This is a genomic window from Streptomyces sp. NPDC104367, from assembly GCF_055583825.1.
Genome location: NZ_JBVJND010000053.1, coordinates 1 through 19,973 on the forward strand (window position 1 = coordinate 1; position 19,973 = coordinate 19,973).

The 19,973-nt window shown below is 71.9% G+C and carries 13 protein-coding genes; 9 read left to right on the plus strand and 4 right to left on the minus strand.

The window, feature by feature from the left end:
* Positions 1-91: 91 nt before the first annotated feature.
* Positions 92-2,449, minus strand: coding sequence for an endonuclease/exonuclease/phosphatase family protein (locus ACZ619_RS43185; RefSeq protein WP_469611470.1), 2,358 nt, complete (start codon positions 2,447-2,449; stop codon positions 92-94).
* 287 nt (positions 2,450-2,736) lie between these two features.
* Between ACZ619_RS43185 and ACZ619_RS43190 the strand changes: the two genes are divergently transcribed.
* Positions 2,737-4,221 carry an FAD-binding protein gene (locus ACZ619_RS43190; RefSeq protein ID WP_469611420.1) on the plus strand — a complete coding sequence of 495 codons (1,485 nt, stop codon included), beginning with the start codon at positions 2,737-2,739 and terminating at the stop codon, positions 4,219-4,221.
* A gap of 45 nt (positions 4,222-4,266) precedes the next feature.
* Here the strand turns inward: ACZ619_RS43190 and ACZ619_RS43195 are convergent, their stop codons facing one another.
* Both ACZ619_RS43195 and ACZ619_RS43200 read right to left on the minus strand, forming a co-directional pair.
* Positions 4,267-5,184: a hypothetical protein gene (locus ACZ619_RS43195; protein ID WP_469611422.1), complete on the minus strand. Its 918-nt coding sequence runs from the start codon at positions 5,182-5,184 to the stop codon at positions 4,267-4,269.
* A gap of 50 nt (positions 5,185-5,234) precedes the next feature.
* On the minus strand, positions 5,235-6,317 hold the full coding sequence (locus tag ACZ619_RS43200) for a hypothetical protein (protein ID WP_469611424.1): 1,083 nt from the start codon (positions 6,315-6,317) through the stop codon (positions 5,235-5,237).
* A gap of 528 nt (positions 6,318-6,845) precedes the next feature.
* Between ACZ619_RS43200 and ACZ619_RS43205 the strand changes: the two genes are divergently transcribed.
* From ACZ619_RS43205 to ACZ619_RS43235, 7 genes are all read left to right on the plus strand, one after another.
* Complete coding sequence (locus tag ACZ619_RS43205; RefSeq protein ID WP_469611425.1) at positions 6,846-7,790, plus strand: ABC transporter permease; 945 nt, start codon at positions 6,846-6,848, stop codon at positions 7,788-7,790.
* Positions 7,787-9,745 carry a dipeptide/oligopeptide/nickel ABC transporter permease/ATP-binding protein gene (locus tag ACZ619_RS43210; RefSeq protein ID WP_469611427.1) on the plus strand — a complete coding sequence of 653 codons (1,959 nt, stop codon included), beginning with the start codon at positions 7,787-7,789 and terminating at the stop codon, positions 9,743-9,745. Before ACZ619_RS43205 ends, ACZ619_RS43210 begins: the two co-directional genes overlap by 4 nt.
* Positions 9,732-10,709, plus strand: a complete 978-nt coding sequence (locus ACZ619_RS43215) for an oligopeptide/dipeptide ABC transporter ATP-binding protein (protein WP_469611429.1) — start codon at positions 9,732-9,734, stop codon at positions 10,707-10,709. The genes ACZ619_RS43210 and ACZ619_RS43215 overlap by 14 nt, the downstream gene beginning before the upstream one ends.
* Positions 10,710-10,861: 152 nt before the next feature.
* Complete coding sequence (locus tag ACZ619_RS43220) at positions 10,862-12,469, plus strand: ABC transporter substrate-binding protein (RefSeq protein ID WP_469611431.1); 1,608 nt, start codon at positions 10,862-10,864, stop codon at positions 12,467-12,469.
* Between the two features lie 240 nt (positions 12,470-12,709).
* On the plus strand, positions 12,710-14,536 hold the full coding sequence (locus tag ACZ619_RS43225; RefSeq protein WP_469611433.1) for a hypothetical protein: 1,827 nt from the start codon (positions 12,710-12,712) through the stop codon (positions 14,534-14,536).
* Between the two features lie 149 nt (positions 14,537-14,685).
* The gene (locus ACZ619_RS43230; RefSeq protein ID WP_469611471.1) at positions 14,686-15,585 is read left to right on the plus strand and encodes an ABC transporter substrate-binding protein; all 900 of its coding nucleotides are present in this window, start codon (positions 14,686-14,688) and stop codon (positions 15,583-15,585) included.
* 58 nt (positions 15,586-15,643) lie between these two features.
* Entirely contained in the window at positions 15,644-17,524 is a 1,881-nt protein-coding gene (locus ACZ619_RS43235) for a hypothetical protein (protein ID WP_469611435.1), read from the plus strand.
* Positions 17,525-17,588: 64 nt separating this feature from the next.
* Here the strand turns inward: ACZ619_RS43235 and ACZ619_RS43240 are convergent, their stop codons facing one another.
* Positions 17,589-18,359: an SDR family NAD(P)-dependent oxidoreductase gene (locus ACZ619_RS43240; RefSeq protein WP_469611437.1), complete on the minus strand. Its 771-nt coding sequence runs from the start codon at positions 18,357-18,359 to the stop codon at positions 17,589-17,591.
* Between the two features lie 347 nt (positions 18,360-18,706).
* Between ACZ619_RS43240 and ACZ619_RS43245 the strand changes: the two genes are divergently transcribed.
* Entirely contained in the window at positions 18,707-19,969 is a 1,263-nt protein-coding gene (locus tag ACZ619_RS43245) for a substrate-binding domain-containing protein (protein WP_469611438.1), read from the plus strand.
* The last annotated feature ends 4 nt before the right edge of the window (positions 19,970-19,973 follow it).

Below are 19,973 nucleotides of genomic sequence, written 5' to 3' on the forward strand. Positions count from 1 at the left end.
CAATCCACACCAGGCCAGAAGGCCCTCACCCATTTCAAGATCGGTCAGCCGAGACCTGCATCACTGTCCACAACCTCCCCGGACAGAACACCTAGTGCTTACGGCACTTGGAGACGTCGATCCGGACGATCTGCGGGTCGTGGTCGCTCGCCTGGTCGGCGAACTCCGCGTTGATGTGCACGACGTCGTAGTCGACGGACGTGACGGCCGGGCTGGTCAGGATGTGGTCCAGCGTCTGGGAGTTGCCGTCGTAGACGTAGGTGTAGCGCTCGGCCGCCGGGAGGGTGGTGATGAGCGGGGTCAGCACACCGCCGTCCGTCAGCGTGCTCACGGTCCTGGAGAACTCGTAGTCGTTGAGGTCGCCCAGCACCACGGCGTCGGCGTCGGGGTCAGCGGCCAGCAGGGACTTGACGAAGGTGTTCACCTCGGCCGCCTGGGCCGCCCGCTGCGTCTCCGAACTGCGGGCCGGCGGCTGGTAGCGGCCGTGCAGCGACTGGTCGCCGCCCTTGGAGTTGAAGTGGTTGGCGATCACGAAGACCTGCCGGCCGTGGAAGGTGAACTCGCCCACCAGCGGCTTGCGGCTGCTGTCCCACGCGTCGCTGGTCGGGTCGATCCGGCCGGGCGAGTAGGTCAGCCGCGCGCCCTTGCGCGTCTTCACCACGCTCGTGCCGGTCGTGGCGTCGCCGCCCGCGCGGTCGGTGAAGGAGACCCGCTTCGGGTTGAAGAGGAACACCTGCCGGATGTTGCCGCCGGGCTCGCCGCCGTCCTTGTCGTTCTCCGGCGCGATGTAGCGCCAGCTGTAGCGCGGGCCGCCCGCCGCGCGGATCGCGTCGGTGAACCGCTCGAGGGTGGCCTCGGAGGTGACCGTGCCGTCGTCCGTGGCGCCGTTGTCGTCCTGGATCTCCTCCAGGGCCACGACGTCGGGGGAGCTGAGGTTGACCGCGACGCCCTCGGCGAGCCGGTCGAACTTCTCCTGGTCGTCGAGCGCGTCCAGGTTCTCCACGTTGTACGTGGCGACGGCCAGCTCGTCGCCCTTCTGGCGGCGCGTCACCTCCCGCTCCAGCCCCTTGTCGACCAGCGTGCCCAGCTGGGTGGCCTGCACGTTGTAGCCGCCGTACGTGGAGTAGTCCAGCGGGCCGGTGGTGGTGCCGGAGAGCTCGTCGCCGACGTTCGCCGCCGGGAACGCGGCCGAGCCGTCCAGGGACATCACCTCCAGACGGCCCGTGTTGGGCCGGTCGTAGGAGGAGTACAGGGCGCCGCCGCGCGGGGTCGCGTTCTCGCCGGGCTTCACGGTCACCCACAGTTCGCCGTAGGAGTCGCTCGCGCCGACCACCCGGGCGTCCGCGAAGGTGACCCGCATGCCCTCCAGGGACTCGTAGAAGTCCTGTGCGTAGACGGCGGGTTCGAGGGCGAGCGACTCGACGCTGCCGCCGGACGCGGTCGGGATGTAGGCGTCGGGGACCGAGGAGGCGTCCAGGGTGGCCGCCTCGGGGAGCGTGTTGCCGCTGCTGAGGACGGTCGTGGCCGGGCCGGTGATCTCGGTGTTCGACTGGCTGGTGCTGCTCGGGTAGTACTCGCTGACCTTGCCGGTGACCAGCACCGAGTCGCCGACCGCGACGGTGGGCACGGTGGAGCCGGTGTAGACGAAGACGCCCTCGCTGGTGCGCGGGTCGGCGTCGGGCTGCGGGTCCTGGATCCAGTAGCCGAGCGAGCCGCTGGTGCGCACGCCGGTGACGACGCCCGGCACCCGGGTGACGGTCTGACCGGCGAGCGGGGAGAGCCGGGTGGTGCCCTGGATGTCGTGGACGCGCACCGTGCCGGGGTCGGTCGGTGAACCGCCGTCGCCGCCGCCGTCGCCCGAACCGGGCGTCTGACCGGCCGAGTTGACCGGCGAGGGGGTGCCGGCGGTGAGGTCGGCCGCGTTGTCGTCGGTGTCGGCGAGGGAGTCCGCCCGGGACACCGAGGCGGTGTTGGAGGCGCCGGTGACCGGGCCGCTGCCCTCGCGGACCACCGCGGTGCCGTAGCCCACGAGGTCGACGATCCGGCCGTCGGCCGCGCAGTCCGCGGCGGTCTTGCAGGTCAGCGCGGTGGTACCGGAGACCAGGGCGAGCGTGCCGGAGGTGGCGCTCATGGCGATGGAGCCGCCGGCGTCGGGCGTCGGCAGTTCCGTCGTACCGCCGCTGCCCGTGCCCTCGCCGACCAGGTAGCGGGCGCCGGGCGCGATCGCGCCGGTGAGCGTGGTGACCTGCCACTGGGACCCCGAGGACGGGGTTCCGGGCAGGTACTGCACGCTGTAGCCCGACAGGTCGTAGGCGGTGGAACCGGCGTTGCCGAGTTCGACGAAGTCCCGGGTCAGGGTCGCCCCCGAGTTGCCCCCGCCGCCGTACACCTCGGTGATCACCGCCGAGGCCGACGGCGTGGCGAACGCGGCCGGCAGCGCGGCGAACACGAACGCGCCGGTCGCGCCGACGGCGACGAGTGACTGGACGGTGCGGCGGGCGCCGGGTCTGCGCCCTTCGGATCTGGACACGCTGGCGGTCTCCTCGTACCTCGTGTGTGCGTCAACGTGCCGTCTGGTGACGGCGTTTGAGGGGGTCCTGGGTCCTGTGGGAGGTCCGCCCAAGTTACGCGCGTAGAAGGAGCCGGCCAAGGGGGTCCTGCGTTAATTCCGGGGAACATGTGGGTGCGGGTGCGCGAGTCGGATCTTCTCGATCATGGATGAGGGTGGTGGTGCTCATGCTGCACGGACCGTCACGGCGTGGTGTCCTCAGGGGGCTCGCGGCCGTCGGCGCGACGGTGACCGGCTTCGATCCCGCCGCCCGCGCCTGGGCCGTGACCGGGGCGGAGTCCGGCCACGGCCCGGGGAACGCACTGGCGGACGTCCCGCCGCTGGACGGGACGCTGGTCACCGACGACGCGTCGCTCACGGCCGCCTCCGACGACTACGGCCACGTCGTGCACCGTCGTCCGCTCGCCGTCCTGCGCCCGGGCTCGGTCCGTGACGTCGTCGCCATGGTCCGCTTCTGCGCCGAGCACCGGGTGCCGGTCGCACCCCGCGGCCAGGGACACGGCACCGACGGCCAGGCCCAGGCCGGGGGCGGTCTCGTCGTCGAGACCGCGACCCTCGCGGAGATCGGCCCGATCGGCGCGGACGGCACCACCGTCACCGTCGGCGCCGGAGCCCGGTGGAGCGAGGTGGCCAGGGCCACCCTGCTCCACGGCCGCACCCCGCCCGTCTTCACCGACTACCTCGAACTCTCCGTCGGCGGCACCCTGTCCGTGGGCGGCCTCGGCGGGCAGACCCACCGGCACGGCGCCCAGGTCGACAACGTCACCGAACTCCACGTCGTCACCGGGGCGGGCGAGGAGGTGCGCTGCTCCGCGACCCGCCACCGCGACCTCTTCCACGCCGTCCTGGCCGGTCTCGGCCAGTGCGCGGTCGTCGTCGGCGCCACGCTCCGCCTGGTGCGCGCGCCCGGGACGGTACGGCACTACCTGCTGCCCTACGACGACCTGCGGACCTTCCTCGACGACCAGCGCACCCTCGTCCGCGAGGGCCGCTTCGACTACGTCGAGGGGCAGGTCTCGGCCGACGCCACCGGGGCCTTCCGGGTCCACACCCTGGAGGCCGTCGCCTACGGCCCGCCCGCGGGTCCCGCACCCGACGACACCGCCCTGCTGCGCGGCCTGCGCCACGACCCGTCCGGCGTCCGGATCTCCGACCTCCCCTACTACGACTTCCTCGACCGGATCGCCCCCGCCGTCGCCGCCCTCAAGGAGGCGGGCCTGTGGGGGTACGCGCACCCCTGGCTCAACCTGCTGCTGCCCGGCAGGGCCGCGGCCGCCCTCACCGCCGGGATGCTGGACGCCCTCACCCCGGGCGACCTGGGCCCCGGCGTCGTCCTCGTCTACCCGCTGCTGCGCGAGCGCCTCACCACGCCGCTGCTGCGCGCCCCCGACGACGCCGTGCCCTACCTGTTCGCCGTGCTGCGGGCCACGCCGCCGGACGACACCGCCGCCGTCGGCAGGCTCCTCGCCGCCAACCGCGCCGCCTACGAGGCCGCCGCGGCGGCGGGCGGGACGCAGTACCCGGTCGGCAGCATCCCCTTCACCGAGGCGGACTGGCACACCCACTTCGGGCCGGCCTGGCCCCGCCTGGCGGCGGCGAGGCACAGGTACGACCCCAGTGGCATCCTCGTCCCGGGCCAGGGCGTCTTCTGACCCCGTCCGGAATCCCGCGGCGGACGGCGGCGGTCCGGGCGGTGGTCACACGGTCCACACCGACCGCGCGCCCGCACCGGTGAGGCTGTTGAACATCTGCGACGCCTGCAGCGTGCCGTCGAACATCCGCAGGATGTGCGTCGAGGAGCACATGACCGCGATCTCGTCGATGACACTGCGGCCTTCGAGCCACTCGGGCAGCACGCTGCGCGCGTGCATCTCCCGCATCGACGCCGGGACGAAGGCGGAGATGTTCGCGGCCCTCGTCACCGTCGGCATGATGTAGCCGGGCACCATGCCGATCGTGACGACCAGTCCCTGTTCCGCATCGGCCGCGACGACCCGCGCCTTAGGGTCCGACGGCCGGAAGGGCCCGAGGCCGTACGGCATGACGACGGTGTCGTCCGGCGCGTGCGGACCGGTGTCGACACCCATGAGCAGATCGTGGAACTCGGCGAACTCCTTCACGACACCGCCCTGTTCCATCACGACGCAGTCGGGCCCCTCCGGGGGCGTCGGCGCCGAGGTGTCGACGAAGACGGCCCGGCCGAGCGCGAGCAGCTCGTCGCGGGTGGCGCGACCGCCGTCCGGCACGGCGGTCCGCCACACCTCGGGTTCGTCGCCGATCTCCTCGGCGAGCAGCACATAGCCGCCCTCGCCCCGTGACTTGGCGTGGTAGAGCTCCAGTTCGGTGATCCTTCCGTCCACGACGGCGATCCGGAACCAGCAGGTGGCCGGCGCGCCCCCCAGCTCCAGGTTGGCGACGGCCACGACGGTGCCGAGCCCCTCGTCGGCGACGACCGGGCCGAGGGCGTTCACCTTGGCGGCGAGCCGCCATGCGGTGAGCATGCCGAGCGCGCCGGGGACGGAGTTCTCCGTCGCGCGGTAGCGGTCCGCCAGGGGCAGGATGCCCGGGTCCTGTTCGACCATCGACTTGAGGACAAGGTCGACGTACTGCTTCATGCTGCGCTGCTCCTTCGTGCGTGGTTGCCGTGCCGGCGGACCGGCGGTGATCAGGCGTCGACGGTCCAGGGAGAGGTGCTGCCGGCGGGCTGGATCTGCATCAGCCGGTGCTCGCCCTGGATCCGGCCGTCGTAGAACCGGTACACCTCGACCGTGCTCAGGACCCCGGGGACCGGCCTGCTGAGCGGTACGTACGGCAGGGCCGGGTCCCGGCCGACGTTGGGGTTGAACTCCGCGTTGCTGTGCGCCTGTTCGCGGCGCGAGCGGTTGTCCAGCTCCATGGATTCGGGGACGTAGGCCGTTTCGAGGCCCGGGTACCACCAGTAGAAGCTCGGGTACACGTGGCCGGGCACCATGCCGAAGCCGACGACGGTGCCCTGGACCTCGTCGACCAGGACGCGGGCGTTCTCGTCGGCCGGGCGGTCGGCCATCAGGTCGCAGCCCAGGCCGATCAGTTCGGGGTACCTCGACTCGTCCCCGACCAGACTGCGGTAGCCCGGCCTGCCGTACTCCTTGGGCAGCGCGTGCTCGCGCTCGACCCGGGCGAACATCTCCTCGGTCGCCCAGGGCAGCAGCTCCCGCATCTTCGCCACGGTGATGTCGCCCATGACCCGCTCGCCGTTCTCGACCAGGTAGGCCTCCTGGGAGGTCTCCGGGGTGCCGGACGCCGGGTCGAAGACGCACCTGGCGACCTCGGTGAGCCGCTCCCTCGACGCCTTCCGCGCGGCGGGCACGGACTCCGTCCACTCCTTCGGCATGTTCGTCAGCCCGGTGGGGTCGAACATGAACCCCGAGTCGCCGTTGGAGCGGCACACGTACAGCTCCAGCTCGGTGATCAGGCCGTCGGCGGCCCTCAGCCGCCCCCAGAAGAGGCTGGGCACCCCCGACTCGTCGAGTTCGGCGACCACGAACACCTGTTGCGCGGGGGTGTCGATGACGTACTGGAAGTCGGCCGGCGGCCGGTAGCCGGTCACGGTGCGCCAGAGATCGGCCATCCCCGGCGACGAGGGTCCGTTGTTCTTCGTCATGGCGTAGCGCTTCGCCAGCGGCAGGACCGAGGCGTCGCGCCGGGCCATCGACTCCAGCAGCAGGTCGGCCAGACTCCTGAGTTTCTCGCGGTCGCTCGTGGACATGAGTTCCCGTCTCCCCTCACTGTGTGTCACGTGCCAGTCAGCCGGAGCCGGGTGCCGGACGGCAACCCCGGCGGCCATCACGAGCGCCGATCCGTGGCATCACCGCGATGGTGTCGGGCCGGGGCCGACGCCCCCTCCTGAGCCGACTCGAAGGCAATAACCGCAGTTCACAAGGGTGTTGTGCGAGAAACGCGGGCTGTTTCCGGTGTTGCCCCGACCATAATGCGACCGCATGGAACACCCCGTATCGCCATCGAGCACGCCTATGCATGGCATGGCGAACGGCGATCTCCCCGGTGGTTCTCGGGCGGTGGGCCAAGGCCTACGGTCTGTGCATCACTCGGCGCTCTTGGAGCATCTCCCCGCCCTCCGGGCCCGAGCCGCAGCGGCGCCGACCGGCACACCGGCCGTCCGTCCGCACCGCACCGCACCGCCGTCGCAACGACGGGCACACCCTCCGAAAGGACCTCCGCAATGTTCCTCGGCACGCGCAGGGCGGTCCGCGCCCGCGGGACGGAGTGAGCGGACATGCCCCGCCTCATCGCCCGGCGCCTCCTGCTCGCGATCCCGCTCGTCCTGACCGTCTCGGTCCTGACGTACGTCCTCCTGGCGATCGCCCCCGGTGACCCGGCCGCGACCGTGCTCGGCGCGTACGCCACCCCCGCCCAGATCGCCCGGCTGCGCACGGAGATGGGTCTGAACGAGCCGGTCTGGACGCAGTACTGGACCTGGCTCACCGACGCGCTGCACGGAGACCTCGGCAGCTCGCTCATCTCGTCGCGGACGGTCGGGTCGGAGCTGTCGGCCCGGCTGCCCGTGACCATGTCCCTGGTGATCGGCGCGACCCTGCTGTCCCTGGTCGCCGGCGTCGGCCTCGGCACCTTCAGCGCCGTCCGCGGCGGTTCCCTCGGCCGTGCGACGGACACGCTCGCCATGCTCGGCACCGCCATCCCGAACTTCTGGCTCGGTCTCATCCTGGTCTACGTCTTCGCCGTCACCCTGCGCCTGCTGCCCGCGACCGGCTACGTGCCGTTCACCGAGTCGCCCGGCGGCTGGTTCGAGTCGCTGATCCTGCCGGTCGTCACCCTGGCGACGGGCGGCGTCACCGGCCTCGCCAAACAGACCCGGGACGCGGTGCTGACCGAGCTGAGCCGCGACTACGTCGACGCCCTGCGCGCCGACGGCATCCCCGAGCGGCGGATCGTCCTGCGGCACGTCCTCAAGAACGCCGCGATCCCGATCGCCACGCTCACCGGGGTGTTCTTCGTCGCGCTGCTCGGCGGCTCGGTGCTCGTCGAGAACGTCTTCGCGATACCGGGGCTCGGCAGCCTCGCCGTCTCCTCCACCAACGACGGCGACCTGCCCATGGTCCAGGCCGTCGCCCTCCTCTTCTGCCTCCTCGTGGTGGCCGCCAACCTGCTGGTCGACCTCGCGTACGGCTGGCTCAACCCGAAGGCACGGGTCACCTCATGACCGAAACCGCACCCGACTCGCCCGTACGGGCGGCCACTTCGGCGCCGCCCTCCCGGCCCGCCGGACGCCGGCGCCCACGGCCGGTCACCGTCGTCGCCCTCACCGTCGTCGTGCTGATGACCGTCGCCTGCTTCGCGGCACCGCTCATCGCCCCGTACGGGCCGATCGAGGGCGACCTCGGCGACATCCTCGCCGGACCCGGCGCCGCCCATCCGCTGGGCACCGACGAACTCGGCCGCGACATCCTCAGCAGACTGCTCTACGGCGGCCGGTCCTCGCTGCTCTACTCCCTGGAGGTCATGTCCGTCTCCGTGGTCGTGGGCGTGTCAGTGGGCCTGGTCTCCGGCTTCGTCGGCGGCTGGGTCGACCGGCTGGTCCAGACGGCCGTCGAGATCGGCATGGCGATCCCCACCGTCGTCGTGACCCTGGTGATCCTCACCGTGTTCCGCGACGACTTCGCCGTCGCGCTGACCGGGCTGGGCCTGCTCATGACCCCGCCCACGGTCCGCAACGTACGCGGCCCGGTCGTCGCGGTGCGCCAGGAACTCTTCGTCGACGCCGCCCGGGTGGCCGGGCTGTCGCGCCGGCGCATCGTCGCCCGCCACGTCCTGCCCCGGGTGCTCGGCCCGGTGCTGGTACAGGCCACCCTGATCGGCTGCATGGCCCTGCTGTTCACCGTGGGCCTCGCCTACATGGGCTTCGGCGTACAGGCCCCCTCTCCCAGCTGGGGGTCGATGATCGCCGAGGGCGCCCAGATCGCGGACCGCGACGGCTGGCTGCTGGCGGTCTCGGGCATCGTCATGGGCGTCCTCGTCCTGTGCCTGGGCCTGCTCGGGGACATCGCCCGGGACGCGACCGTCGGCAGCTGGACACAGCCCCGCCCGCGCCGGGACCGCCGTACGGCCGCCCTCCCGGCGCGGCCGGCCGAGCCCTCCGCGCCCACCGCCCCGGCCGACCCGCACGCCCTGCTCTCGGTGCGCGGACTGTCGGTGGCCGTCGACCGCGCCGACGGCGAGGTCACCGTCGTCAGCGGCGTCGGCTTCGACATCGGGCCCGGCGACGTCGTCGGACTCGTCGGCGAGTCCGGCTGCGGCAAGACCTCGGTCGCCCGCGCCCTGCTGCGACTGCTGCGCGGCGGCGGCCGCATCACCCGGGGCACCGTCCTCTTCGAGGGCCGCGACGTGCTCGCCCTGCCGCCGGGCGAGCTGCGCCGCTACCGGGGCGGCTCGGTCGGCTACGTCCCGCAGGAGCCGATGACCGCCCTCGACCCGACCTACCGGGTCGGCACACTGCTCGCCGAGGCCGTACGGGCGCACTCCGGCACCGGCCCCGCCGAGGCCCGCGCCCGGGTGCTCGAACTGCTGGAGATGGTCAGGCTGCCCGACCCGGAACAGGTCGCCGAGCTGTACCCGCACGAACTCTCCGGCGGCATGGCGCAGCGGGTGTCCATCGCCCGCGCGCTCGCCGGCGACCCCGGACTGCTCATCGCCGACGAACCCACCACCGCGCTCGACGTCACCGTCCAGTCGGAGATCCTCACCCTGCTGCGCACGCTCCAGGAGGAGACCGGCCTGGCGCTCCTCGTGGTCAGCCACGACTGGGGAGTCGTCGCCCAGCTGTGCCGGCGCGCCGTCGTCATGTACGCCGGCCAGATCGTCGAACACGGCCCGCTCACCGAGCTGCTGGCGGCGCCCGCCCACCCCTACACCAAGCTGCTCCTCGACTGCCGGCCGCGCCGCGACACCCCGGTCGGCGCCCGGCTGACGACCATCCCCGGCACCGTCCCGGACCCGGCCGCCTGGCCGGCGGCCTGCCGGTTCGCCGACCGCTGCCCCCGCGTACGCCCCGTCTGCACCGAGGGCCCCGTCACGCTCGACACCGTCGCCCCGGAGCGCGAGAGCCGCTGCCTGCTCGCCCGGGACGTCCTGGAGGAGGCCCCCCATGCCGTCCGCTGAGCAGCCCCTGCTGTCGGTCAGGAACCTGGAGGTCGACTTCCGCCGCGGCCGCCGGGCGGTGCGCGCCGTGCGCGGCGTCGGCTTCGACATCCGGCCCGGCGAGACCCTCGGGCTGGTCGGCGAGTCCGGCTCCGGCAAGACGACGATCGGCCGCGCCGTCCTCGGCCTGGTGCCCGCCCGGGGCACGATCACCTTCGGCGGCCGGAACATCACCCACGCGTCCGCGCGCGAACACCGGTCCTTCGCCACCCAGCTCCAGGCGGTGTTCCAGGACCCCTACAGCTCCTTCAACCCCTCCCTCAAGGTGTCGACGAGCCTGCTGGAGTCCCTGCTGGCCCACGGCACCCCGAAGCACGAGGCCCGGCTGCGCATGGCGTCCCTGCTGGAGCGGGTCGGCCTCACGGCGGACGCGGCCGGGCAGTACCCGTCACGGTTCTCCGGCGGCCAGCGCCAGCGCCTCGCCATCGCCCGCGCCCTGATGACCTCGCCCAGGCTGGTGATCTGCGACGAGGCGGTCAGCGCGCTGGACGTCTCGGTCCAGGCCCAGGTCCTCAACCTGCTCCGCGAACTCCAGGACGAACTCTCCCTCAGCTACCTCTTCATCAGCCACGACCTCGACGTCGTGCGGTACATGTCCGCCCGCGTCATGGTGCTGTACCGCGGCCGGGTCCTGGAGGAGGGGCCGTCGGACGAGGTGGTGAACCGCCCGCGCAGCCCCTACACCCGGACGCTGGTGGCGGCGACCCCCGTGCTCGACCCCGCCGCCGCACAGGCCCGCGCACCCGTCCGCCCCGGACGCCCGGTCGCCGCCGTCGAGGAGGGCTGCCCGTTCACCGCGCGCTGCCCCGAGGCGCTGGACGCCTGCCGCGCGCGGATGCCGGACCTGCTACCGGCGGGCGAGGACACCTCCGTCGCCTGCCACGCCCGCCACCCGGCCGCCGCAGCGCGGAACACGGCGCCGTGACCGCCGCCCGCCGCCGAAGACCACCGGCCCGAGACGTCCACCGACCGGAGCCGGCCCCGTACGGAGACCGGCCCACCAACCCCCGCCGCGCGGGGGACGGCGTGCCCGCCGTCCGCGGGAGCGCCCACGCACCACGACGAAGGAGAACGGACATGACTGGCGCCGTGACATCCAGGCGCGTCCTGCTGGGCAGCGCCGTCGCCCTGCTCGGGGTCGCCGCGTGCGGAGGCGGCGGGCAGGACCACGCCGGCGAGGGGACCGCGAACGCCGACTCGGCCAGGAAGGCGAGGAGCGCGCCCCGCCAGGGCACGCTGCGGATCGCCGTGATCGCCCGGTCGTCCATCGACCCGGCGGTGGCGGCCCCGCCGGTCGTCGCCTACCCGGCGTACGACCCGCTCGTCCACGAGACGAAGGACGGGGACCACCGGCCCGACCTCGCGCTGTCCTGGCGCTTCGTCGGTGACGACCACAAGGTCTTCGAGGTGAGACTGCGCACCGGCGCGAGGTTCTCCGACGGCTCGCCGCTCACCGCGAAGGCGGTCGCCGCGTCGCTGACCTACTTCACCAGGGCCAAGGGCCCCATGGTGGCCAACGCGGGCCCGGTCGAGAAGGTGGAGGCCGTCGGCGACGACACGGTACGCATCCACTACTCCGAACCGGTGCCCCAGGCCTTCGCGCTGCGCTCGCTCACCCAGGACCAGAGCTTCGGCCTGGTCATCGGCGAGAAGGGCACCTCCGACCCGTCGTCCCTCACCAAGGAGTCCGACGGCATCGGCCCCTACGTCCTCGACTCCGCGCAGTCCACCGGCACCAGCTCGGTCTTCGTCCCGAACAAGCGGTACTTCAACCAGAAGGCGATCAAGTACGACAAGGTCGTCGTCCAGGTGATGGAGAGCGCCTCGGCACGCCTGAACGCCGTCCGCACCGGGCAGATCGACGTCGCCACCAACATGGACACCGGCTCGGTGCGGACCGCGCGGTCGGCCGGTCTGACCGTCTCGGAGCACGGCGGCCAGCTGCCCATGCTGTTCCTCCAGGACCGGCGCAGCGGACCGCTCGCCGACGGGCGGGTCCGGCGGGCCATGGCGATGTCCGTCGACCGGAAGGCCGTCATCGAGGCGGTCTACGCCGGCATCGGCACCGCCCAGAGCACCCTCGGTGTCAAGGGCCAGGCCGGCTACGACGCCGCCGCCGCGGACCCGCACCCGTACGACCCTGCCAAGGCCCGCAAGCTCCTCAAGGAGACCGGGTACGCCGACGGGTTCACCCTCAAGGTGCTGGGCGACAGCACCATCGCCCCGGGCGGCCTGCTGGCCCAGGCACTGGCGGACCAGTTCGGCAAGGTGGGCGTCACGCTGAAGCTCGACGTCGCTGCCGTCCCGCTCGCCGAGTGGCTGAGGAAGCTCAACTCCGGCGCCTACCAGGCGACGGTCTCCGCCGCCTTCGCGACCGACCCCTACTCGCTGCACCGCTCCTTCCTCGCCCCCGGCGAGACCGGGAACGTCTTCAAGCTCACCGACGCGACGCTCGACGGGCTGCTGCGGTCCGCCGCCACCGCCCCGGACCTCGCCGGGGAGCGGGAGCGGATGCGCAAGGTGACCGGCCGCCTCGACGAACTCGTCTGGGCCGTGCCCATCGGCAAGGTCCCCGGCGGCATCGACTTCGTCGCCGCCGGGGTGCGCAACGTCCCCGCGAGCGGCGTCAACATCCAGGCCTACCCGTTCGATCCGCAGGCCGAGGAGGTCTGGTTCACCGGGTAGCCCGCCCCGGACCCGTGGGCGCGGGGCGGCCTCCCCGCCGGACCTCCCCGTGCCTCCGTGCCGTCGTGCCTCCGAGCCGTCGTGCTTCCGTGCCGCCGTGCCTCCGTGCCTCCGTGCCGCCGTGCCTCCGTGCCTCCGTGCCTCCGTGACCCCGTGACCCCGTGCCCGGTGGTTCTCCCCGGCCGCACCTCATCCGCCACACCGGTCCGCCCGGACCGCCCGAGACCCTTGAGGACACCGATGACCGAAGCCCCTGTCGACCGGTCGGACGCGATGACGGTCGCGGCCGGCGAGACGTTCACCGTCGAAAGGACGACCCGCACCCGGTTCCTGGAGATCGCCCGGGGCGGCACGCTCGCCGCCCCCGAGGGCCACAGCCTGGTGCTGACCGTGGACGGCGTGGAGAAGGGCTCCGTCTTCTCCGCCCCGCACAGCACGACCACCGTGATCGCGCCCGGTTCCCATCGCGGCGACGTCGTGATCACCGTCGTGGAGGACCACCAGGAGTCCGCCATGGGCGTGCCCTACCACCTGAGGCACGCTCTGTGCGTCGCCGGCGGCCGGACCGTTCCCGAACGGTCGGTGCCGGCGGCCGTGATCGGGGGCAGGCTCTCCGCGGGGCTGGCCGAGGACGTCGTCCTGGTCTCCGAGGGCGAGGGCTTCAACGGCTTCTACGTGACCGACGGCGAGTACACCGTCCGGCGGCCGAGGATCACCGCCACCGGCAACGGCCGCAGCGACTTCGCCTGCCAGGGCGTCGGCATCGTGGCGACCGGTCCGGGGACCCGGCTGGTGGTCGAGGACGCGGTGATCCGCAACCGCGGCACCATGCGGTCCGGGATCATCGCCACCGGCGGGGCCCGGCTGATCGCCAAGAACTCGGTCGTCGAGACCGAGGACGGCGACCTCCCCGAGGGCTTCGTGCACACCCTCGGGCCCGACATGCTCACCGTGCCCTGGGCCATGGGCCTGTGGGGCAACGTCCGCGCCGTGAACAACACCGGCGACCACACCAGGGCCGCCTACCTCGGCTGCACACTGTCCTCCACCAACTGGGGCGTCATCTCCACCGACGCCGTCATGTCCAGCGACCCCGGCCGCAAGGAGCACCTGGTCGTCGTCGACTGCGACGCCACCATCAGGGGCGAGGACGGCTACCGCGTCTTCACGGACTGCAACGCCGTCAACCGCGTCCTCGGCACCCGCTTCTCGAACGTCACCATCGGTGCCGTCGTCGGCGGCGGCTCCCTCACCCTCGGGGACAGCACCCCCGAGGCGGTGGCCGAACTGAACGCCGAGTTCGACCTGCGGCTGACCGAGGACGAGCTCGCCGCCCTCGCCGCACGGCCCACGGAGATCGACTCCCGGCGGTTCGGTGTCATGTTCCACCAGTTCCCGAACGGTTCGCTGACCGTCGGCGGTGCCACGCGGATCAGCTCCGCCAGGACCCTGTTCCTGAACGAGTCGGTGCCGTCGGCCATCTCCGTGGACGGATCCGAGGGCGCCCGGCTGACCGCCGGCAACGGTGTGCTGTTCCAGCTGATGGAGAGCGACGACCCGGTCCTGGTCTCCGGTGACTTCTCCGATCTGGCGGGCGCCGTCCATCGCGACCCCACCGGGGCCCCGGCCCGGGACGCCGGCTGGAGCGTCACCACCGCCCACGACGAGGACGCCGTGGCCGGCTTCCGCGACATCGAGCTGGCCGGCGACTTCTACAACGCCGGGCGGGGCAACCGGAACCTCGTGCTCACCTTCGAGCGCTCCCGCGTGGACGGCGTGATCTCCGCGGCCACGGCCCGCCACCGCGTCGACCCCATCCGCATCGAGGACTACCGCGAGATCGGCGAGGTCGACAACACCGTGGCGCCTGCGGTCAACAACGGCGTGCTCGTGCGGCTGGCCGACGGCGCGCACTGGACGGTGCGCGGCACCTGCCACCTCACCCGTCTGGAGATCGCCGCCGACGCCGCCGTCACGGCCGGGTCCGCCACCGTCGACGGCGTGCCCGCGGAGCTGACGCCCGGCAGCACCCACAGCGGGGCGATCGTCCTCACCGGCCGCCGCTGATCCCGCCCGCCCCCGCACCCCCGTTCTGAACGGCCCCACCACGTCCCCACCACCACGTCCCCCCACCGCGACGGAGCGAAGGGAACAACGATGGCCCGCATCCCGGGTACGAGAGCCACGAGCGTTTCGAGGGCATCGACAAACGGGCGATCAAGTACGACAGGATCGTCATCCAGGTGATGGCCGAGACGGCCGCGCGGTTCAACGCCGTCCGCACCGGCCAGCTCGACTACGCCTTCGACCTGGGACCCGACCGGATCGGCACGGCGAAGTCGGCCGGACTGACCGTGTCCGAGCACGGCGGTACCTTCTCCGCACTGCTGCTGGAGGACCGCAAGAGCGGTCCGCTCGCCGACGTGCGCGTACGGCAGGCCCTCGCCTACGCGATCGACCGGGAGTCGGTCATGAAGGCGGTCTACTCCGGCGTCGGCACCGTACAGAGCTCCCTGGGCGTCAAGGGCATGGCCGGCTACCTCGCCGGCGCCACCGACCCGTACGCCCACGACCCCGACAGGGCCCGGGACCTGCTCAAGGCGGCCGGCTACGCCCAGGGCTTCACCATGAGCGTGCTGGACTTCGCGCCCACGGACCCCAGCAGCGTGCTGGCACAGGCCTTCTCCGCCCAGCTGGCGAAGGTCGGCGTCAGCGTCGCGCTCACGGTGGAGAGCGGCGGCTACACGCAGTTCCTGGAGAAGGTCTACTCCAAGAAGTACGAGGCCGTCGTCACCGCGCTGCCGGTGAACGACGTCTTCTCCCTGCACCGGCTCTACCTCGGCCCCGGCTCCCTGGGCAACGCGTTCGGCCTCGGCGACCCGGAGCTGGACCGGCTGCTCACCCAAGCCGCCACCGCGCCGACCGGCGCGCAGGAGGACACCCGGATGCAGAAGGTCACCCGGCGCCTGGACGAGCTGGTCTGGGCGGTGCCCGTCGGCATCGTGCCGACCGTGGACGCCGCCGGGACGAAGCTCCACAACATCCCGACCGGCACCGCCAACTCCCAGCCCTATCCCTTCAGTCCCCGGGCCACGGAGGTGTGGTTCAGCGACTGAGACCCGACCGCACCCCGCCACCCCCGCGCAGTACCACGCACCACCGAAAGGACCAGAGATGACCGCCACGCTGGAGTACGGCGACGACCTCACCCTCGGCGCCGGCCAGACGCTGACCATCGAACAGACCATACGCACAAGGCAGTTGGAGATAGCCGAGGGCGCCACCGTCACCGCACCGGCCGGACACCTGCTCACCCTCACCGTCGACGGCGTCGAGCGGAACATCGGGCCGGGCCGCCACACCGGCGACGTGACCCTCACCGTCACCGAGGAGAACGTGGTCCCGTTCGACTTCGGCCCCTTCAACCTCGTCCACGAGCTGCGCCAGGCGCTGTACCTCGACTCCACCGGGATCGTGCCGTCCAAGTCCGTGACGGCCGCGGCCCCCGGGGCCACCCTGGACGGACAGCACCTCACCGGGGTCGAACTGGTCTCCGCCGGCGACCGCTTCAACGGCGTCTACGTCGCCGGCGGCACCTACACCCTGCACCGGCCGGTCGTGGACTTCGAGGGCGACGGCGGCGACGACTTCGTCGGCTGGGGCGCCGGGATCACCTCGGCGGGCGACGGCACCAGGCTGGTCCTGGAGGACGCCCGGATCCGCACCTTCGGCCTCATCCGCGCCGGGCTGGTGGCCGACAAGGGCAGCAGCCTCGTCGTCAAGCACAGCGAGATCGAGGCACGCGACGGCGAACTGCCCGACGACTACGTGCCCAACGTGGACCCGGGCACGATGATGGCCGTGCCCTGGATGCTCGGGCTGAGCGGCACCTGCCGGGCGGTCAACCTGGTCGGTGTCGACACCACGGCCACGTTCGTGGACTCCACCGTCACGGCGGAGGGCTGGGGCGCCCTCTCCAACGACATGGGCGGCAACGCCCGGCTGACCACGATCAACAGCACCGTCGCCGTCACCGGGGAGAGCGGGTACGGCGCCTACTCGCTGGGAGCCGCCACCACCCGCATCCTCGGTACGGCCGTCGACGTCCCCGACTACGCCGTCATCATCGACGCCGGCGCCAACCGGGTGACCCTCGGGGCCAGTTCACCGGAGGAGGTCGCCCGGCTCAACGACGAACTCGGCCTCGGCCTGACCGACGACGAGCTGAAGGCGCTGCCGCGGCGGCCGACCACCGTCAGGTCCGGCCGGTTCGGCGTCATGCTCCACGCGAGCGCCGCCGTCGACGACCGCCCGGCGAGCGTACGGGTCCAGGACGACACGGTCCTCGACACCGGGAAGACCGTCTTCCTCGTCAAGGGCGTCGCGGCCCGCATCGAGGTGGACGGCTCCGGCGGAGCCCGGCTCCGCCCGGGCAACGGCGTCGTCGTACAGCTCATGGACTCCGACGACCCGGGCCCGGTCTTCGTCGACGGCGCCCTGCTCAACCAGGGCGTCTACCACGAGCCCGCCGAGGAGCCGCTGCGCGTCGAGGAGTTCGACGTCACCGCCCGCCACGAGGACGACGTCATCGTCACCCTCAGCCACGCCACCGTGGCCGGCGACTTCTACAACGGCTTCCGGGACGGCACCGGCACCGACAAGATCGGCGCGGGAGGTCTGGCGCCGCGCCCCGAGCCGACCGGGAAGAACCTGGTCCTCGACGTCACCGACTCCCGCCTGACCGGAGTGATCTCGGCGGCCACCGCCCGGCACGACAAGGACACCATCACCGGCGACGACCACCGTCTGCTCGGCGAGGTGCGCAACACCCCGGGCGCCCCGGTCAACAACGGTGTGATCGTCTCGCTGACCCGCTCCACCTGGACGGTCACCGGTACCTCCCATCTGACCGGCCTGACCCTGGGCGAGGACGCCGTGGTCACGGCGGCCGACGGCACCCGGCCGGTGCTGACCGTGGACGGCGTCGAGACCCCCCTCGACGCACCCGGCAGCCACCGGGGACACCTGGTGCTCACCGTCACGCACCGGGACTGACCCGGAACAGGCCGAAGGGGGCGTCGCCGGTACGGCGACGCCCCCTTCGCGGTGCTCGGGTCCGTCAGTCCGTGGCCATGATCCCGCCGTCGACGGCGATGTCGGAACCGTTGATGTACGACGCGGAGTCCGACGCCAGGAACGCGGCCAGGTGGGCGACGTCCTCCGCCCGGCCGAGCCGCCCCGAGGGGATGCGGCCGACCATGCCGGCCTCGCCCTCCGCGCCCAGCGCGGCGATGACCGGTTCGGTCGCGGGGGTGACGATGAGGCCGGGGCTGATGGTGACGGCGCGTATCCGGTGCGGCGCGCCCGAGACCACCAGGTGCTTGGTGAAGGCGAGGACACCGCCCTTCGCGGCACCGTGCGCGTGCTGGTGCACGAACCGGGCGCCGCGGTGCGCCGCCACGCTGGCGACGTTGATGACCACACCGCCGCCGGCCGCCTTCAGCAGGGGCCAGGCCGCCCTGGTCGACAGGTAGACGATGTCGAGTTCGTAGGTGAGGGAGAACTTCCACTGCTCGTAGGTGAGTTCGTCCCAGGGGCCGACCCGGGCGACCGAGGCGTTGTTGTAGAGGACGTCGACCTTGCCGTACTCGTCGGCGGTGTCCCGCACCCAGCGGGCCGCGCCCTCCTCGGTGGCCAGATCGACCGGCTGCACCGAGCGCATCCGGCCACCCTTCTCCCGTACCAGGGCGACGGTCTCCTCCGCGGCCTGCGCGTCGAGGTCGCAGCCCACGACGAACGCGCCGCGCGCGGCGAACTCCAGCGCCGCGGCCCGGCCCATCCCGCCGCCCGTGCCGCTGACGAGGGCGACCTTCCCGGTCAATTGCGTCATGTCTGTGCTCCTGGATCAGTGGTGTGCGTCCATTCTCGGCAACGCCGACCATGGACAGAACTCATGATTTGCCATACATGACATTGATTCGACTGATGAGCGGAGGGCTGTGTCCGCCGTCGGCGGAGCATGCGGAATCTCCCGATCGCGGCGCCGCGGCGACCGGCGCATCCTCCGCGCCACAGCCCGTGCCGGACCGGGCCGGTATACCTCCCATCCCCAGGCTCGATGACTGGGGACCTTGTACGTCGTTTCGGGCACTTCTTACGCTGCCGTGCAATTTAGTCGGGCCGTTTCGCTCCGTGACCCGGCGCCGACTCGCACAGGCTCAAAGGAGAGTCCCCACGATGACCGCAAGACCAGTGACCGCGGCCACCGCCACGACACACCGCAACCGCACCGTACGGGTCTCGGGCGCTCTCTGTGCCGCGGCCCTGCTCACCGTCACCGCGGCGGGGTGCAGCAAGAAGAGCGCCGACGGCACGAGCGCCGACTCCGGCTCCTCGTCCTCGTCGTCGTCCTGCGGAACCGTCCCGGCGGCGGACTTCAACGACAAGGCAGGCCTGATCAAGGCCCTGGGCGCGGACTACTCGGCGGCCTACAGCGGTTACTCGGGCACCGTGCAGAAGAGCGCGTGGGAGAACTGGGAGGGCAAGAAGTCCGGGACGATCACCGTCGGCATCTCCGAGTCCCAGCTGGTGAACCCCTACCAGACGCTGATCAACACCGCGCTGCAGAAGTACCTCAAGGCACAGGGGTACAAGGTCATCGACCTCGTGTCCACCAACGAGGTCACCAACCAGATATCCCAGTTCAACCAGCTGATCACCGACAAGGTCGACCTGATCATCTACCAGCCGCTGGCCGCCGGTTTCGAGTCGGTCGTCGACAAGGCCGCCAAGGCCGGCATCCCGTCCATCTCGGTGCTGAACAATGTGACCGACGCCAACACCGTCAACGTCGTGCCGAACGCCTTCGCGGCGGGCGAGGCGCAGGGCGCCGCCCTGGCGAAGTCGATGGGCGGCAAGGGCACGATCCTCGGCGTGCACGGCATCAAGGGCGTGCCGATCGACACCGACACCTTCAACGGCGCCAAGGCCGCGCTGGCGAAGTGCTCCGGCATCACCCTGGACGACTCGATCTACACCGACTTCTCGCCCACCACCGCGCAGACCAAGGTCCAGCAGTACCTGGCCGCGAACCCGACCAAGACCATCGGCGGCGTCCTGGAGGGCGGCCCGATGACCACCGGCATCATCTCCGCCTTCCAGAAGTCCGGCGTCACCGTGCCGCCGGTCGCCGACAACGGCCTGACCAAGGGCGGAGTGGCCTACTGGGCGGCCAACGAGAGCAGCTACAAGGGCGTCGGCCTGTTCAACCCGGCCGACGGACTGGCCAAGGCCGTCGTCCAGGTGGCCAAGCACATGCTCGACGGTGACGGGGTCAAGGCCTCGGACATCGTCATCAACCCGCCGCTCGTGACGAGCGACAACCTGTCGAAGTTCTCGAAGTCGAGTTTCAAGACCGGTGACGCCTCCACCATCACGGTGGGCGATGTCGGCCAGACATTCGCCGAGACGAGCTACATCGACGGCTTCTTCGGCTCATAGGGAG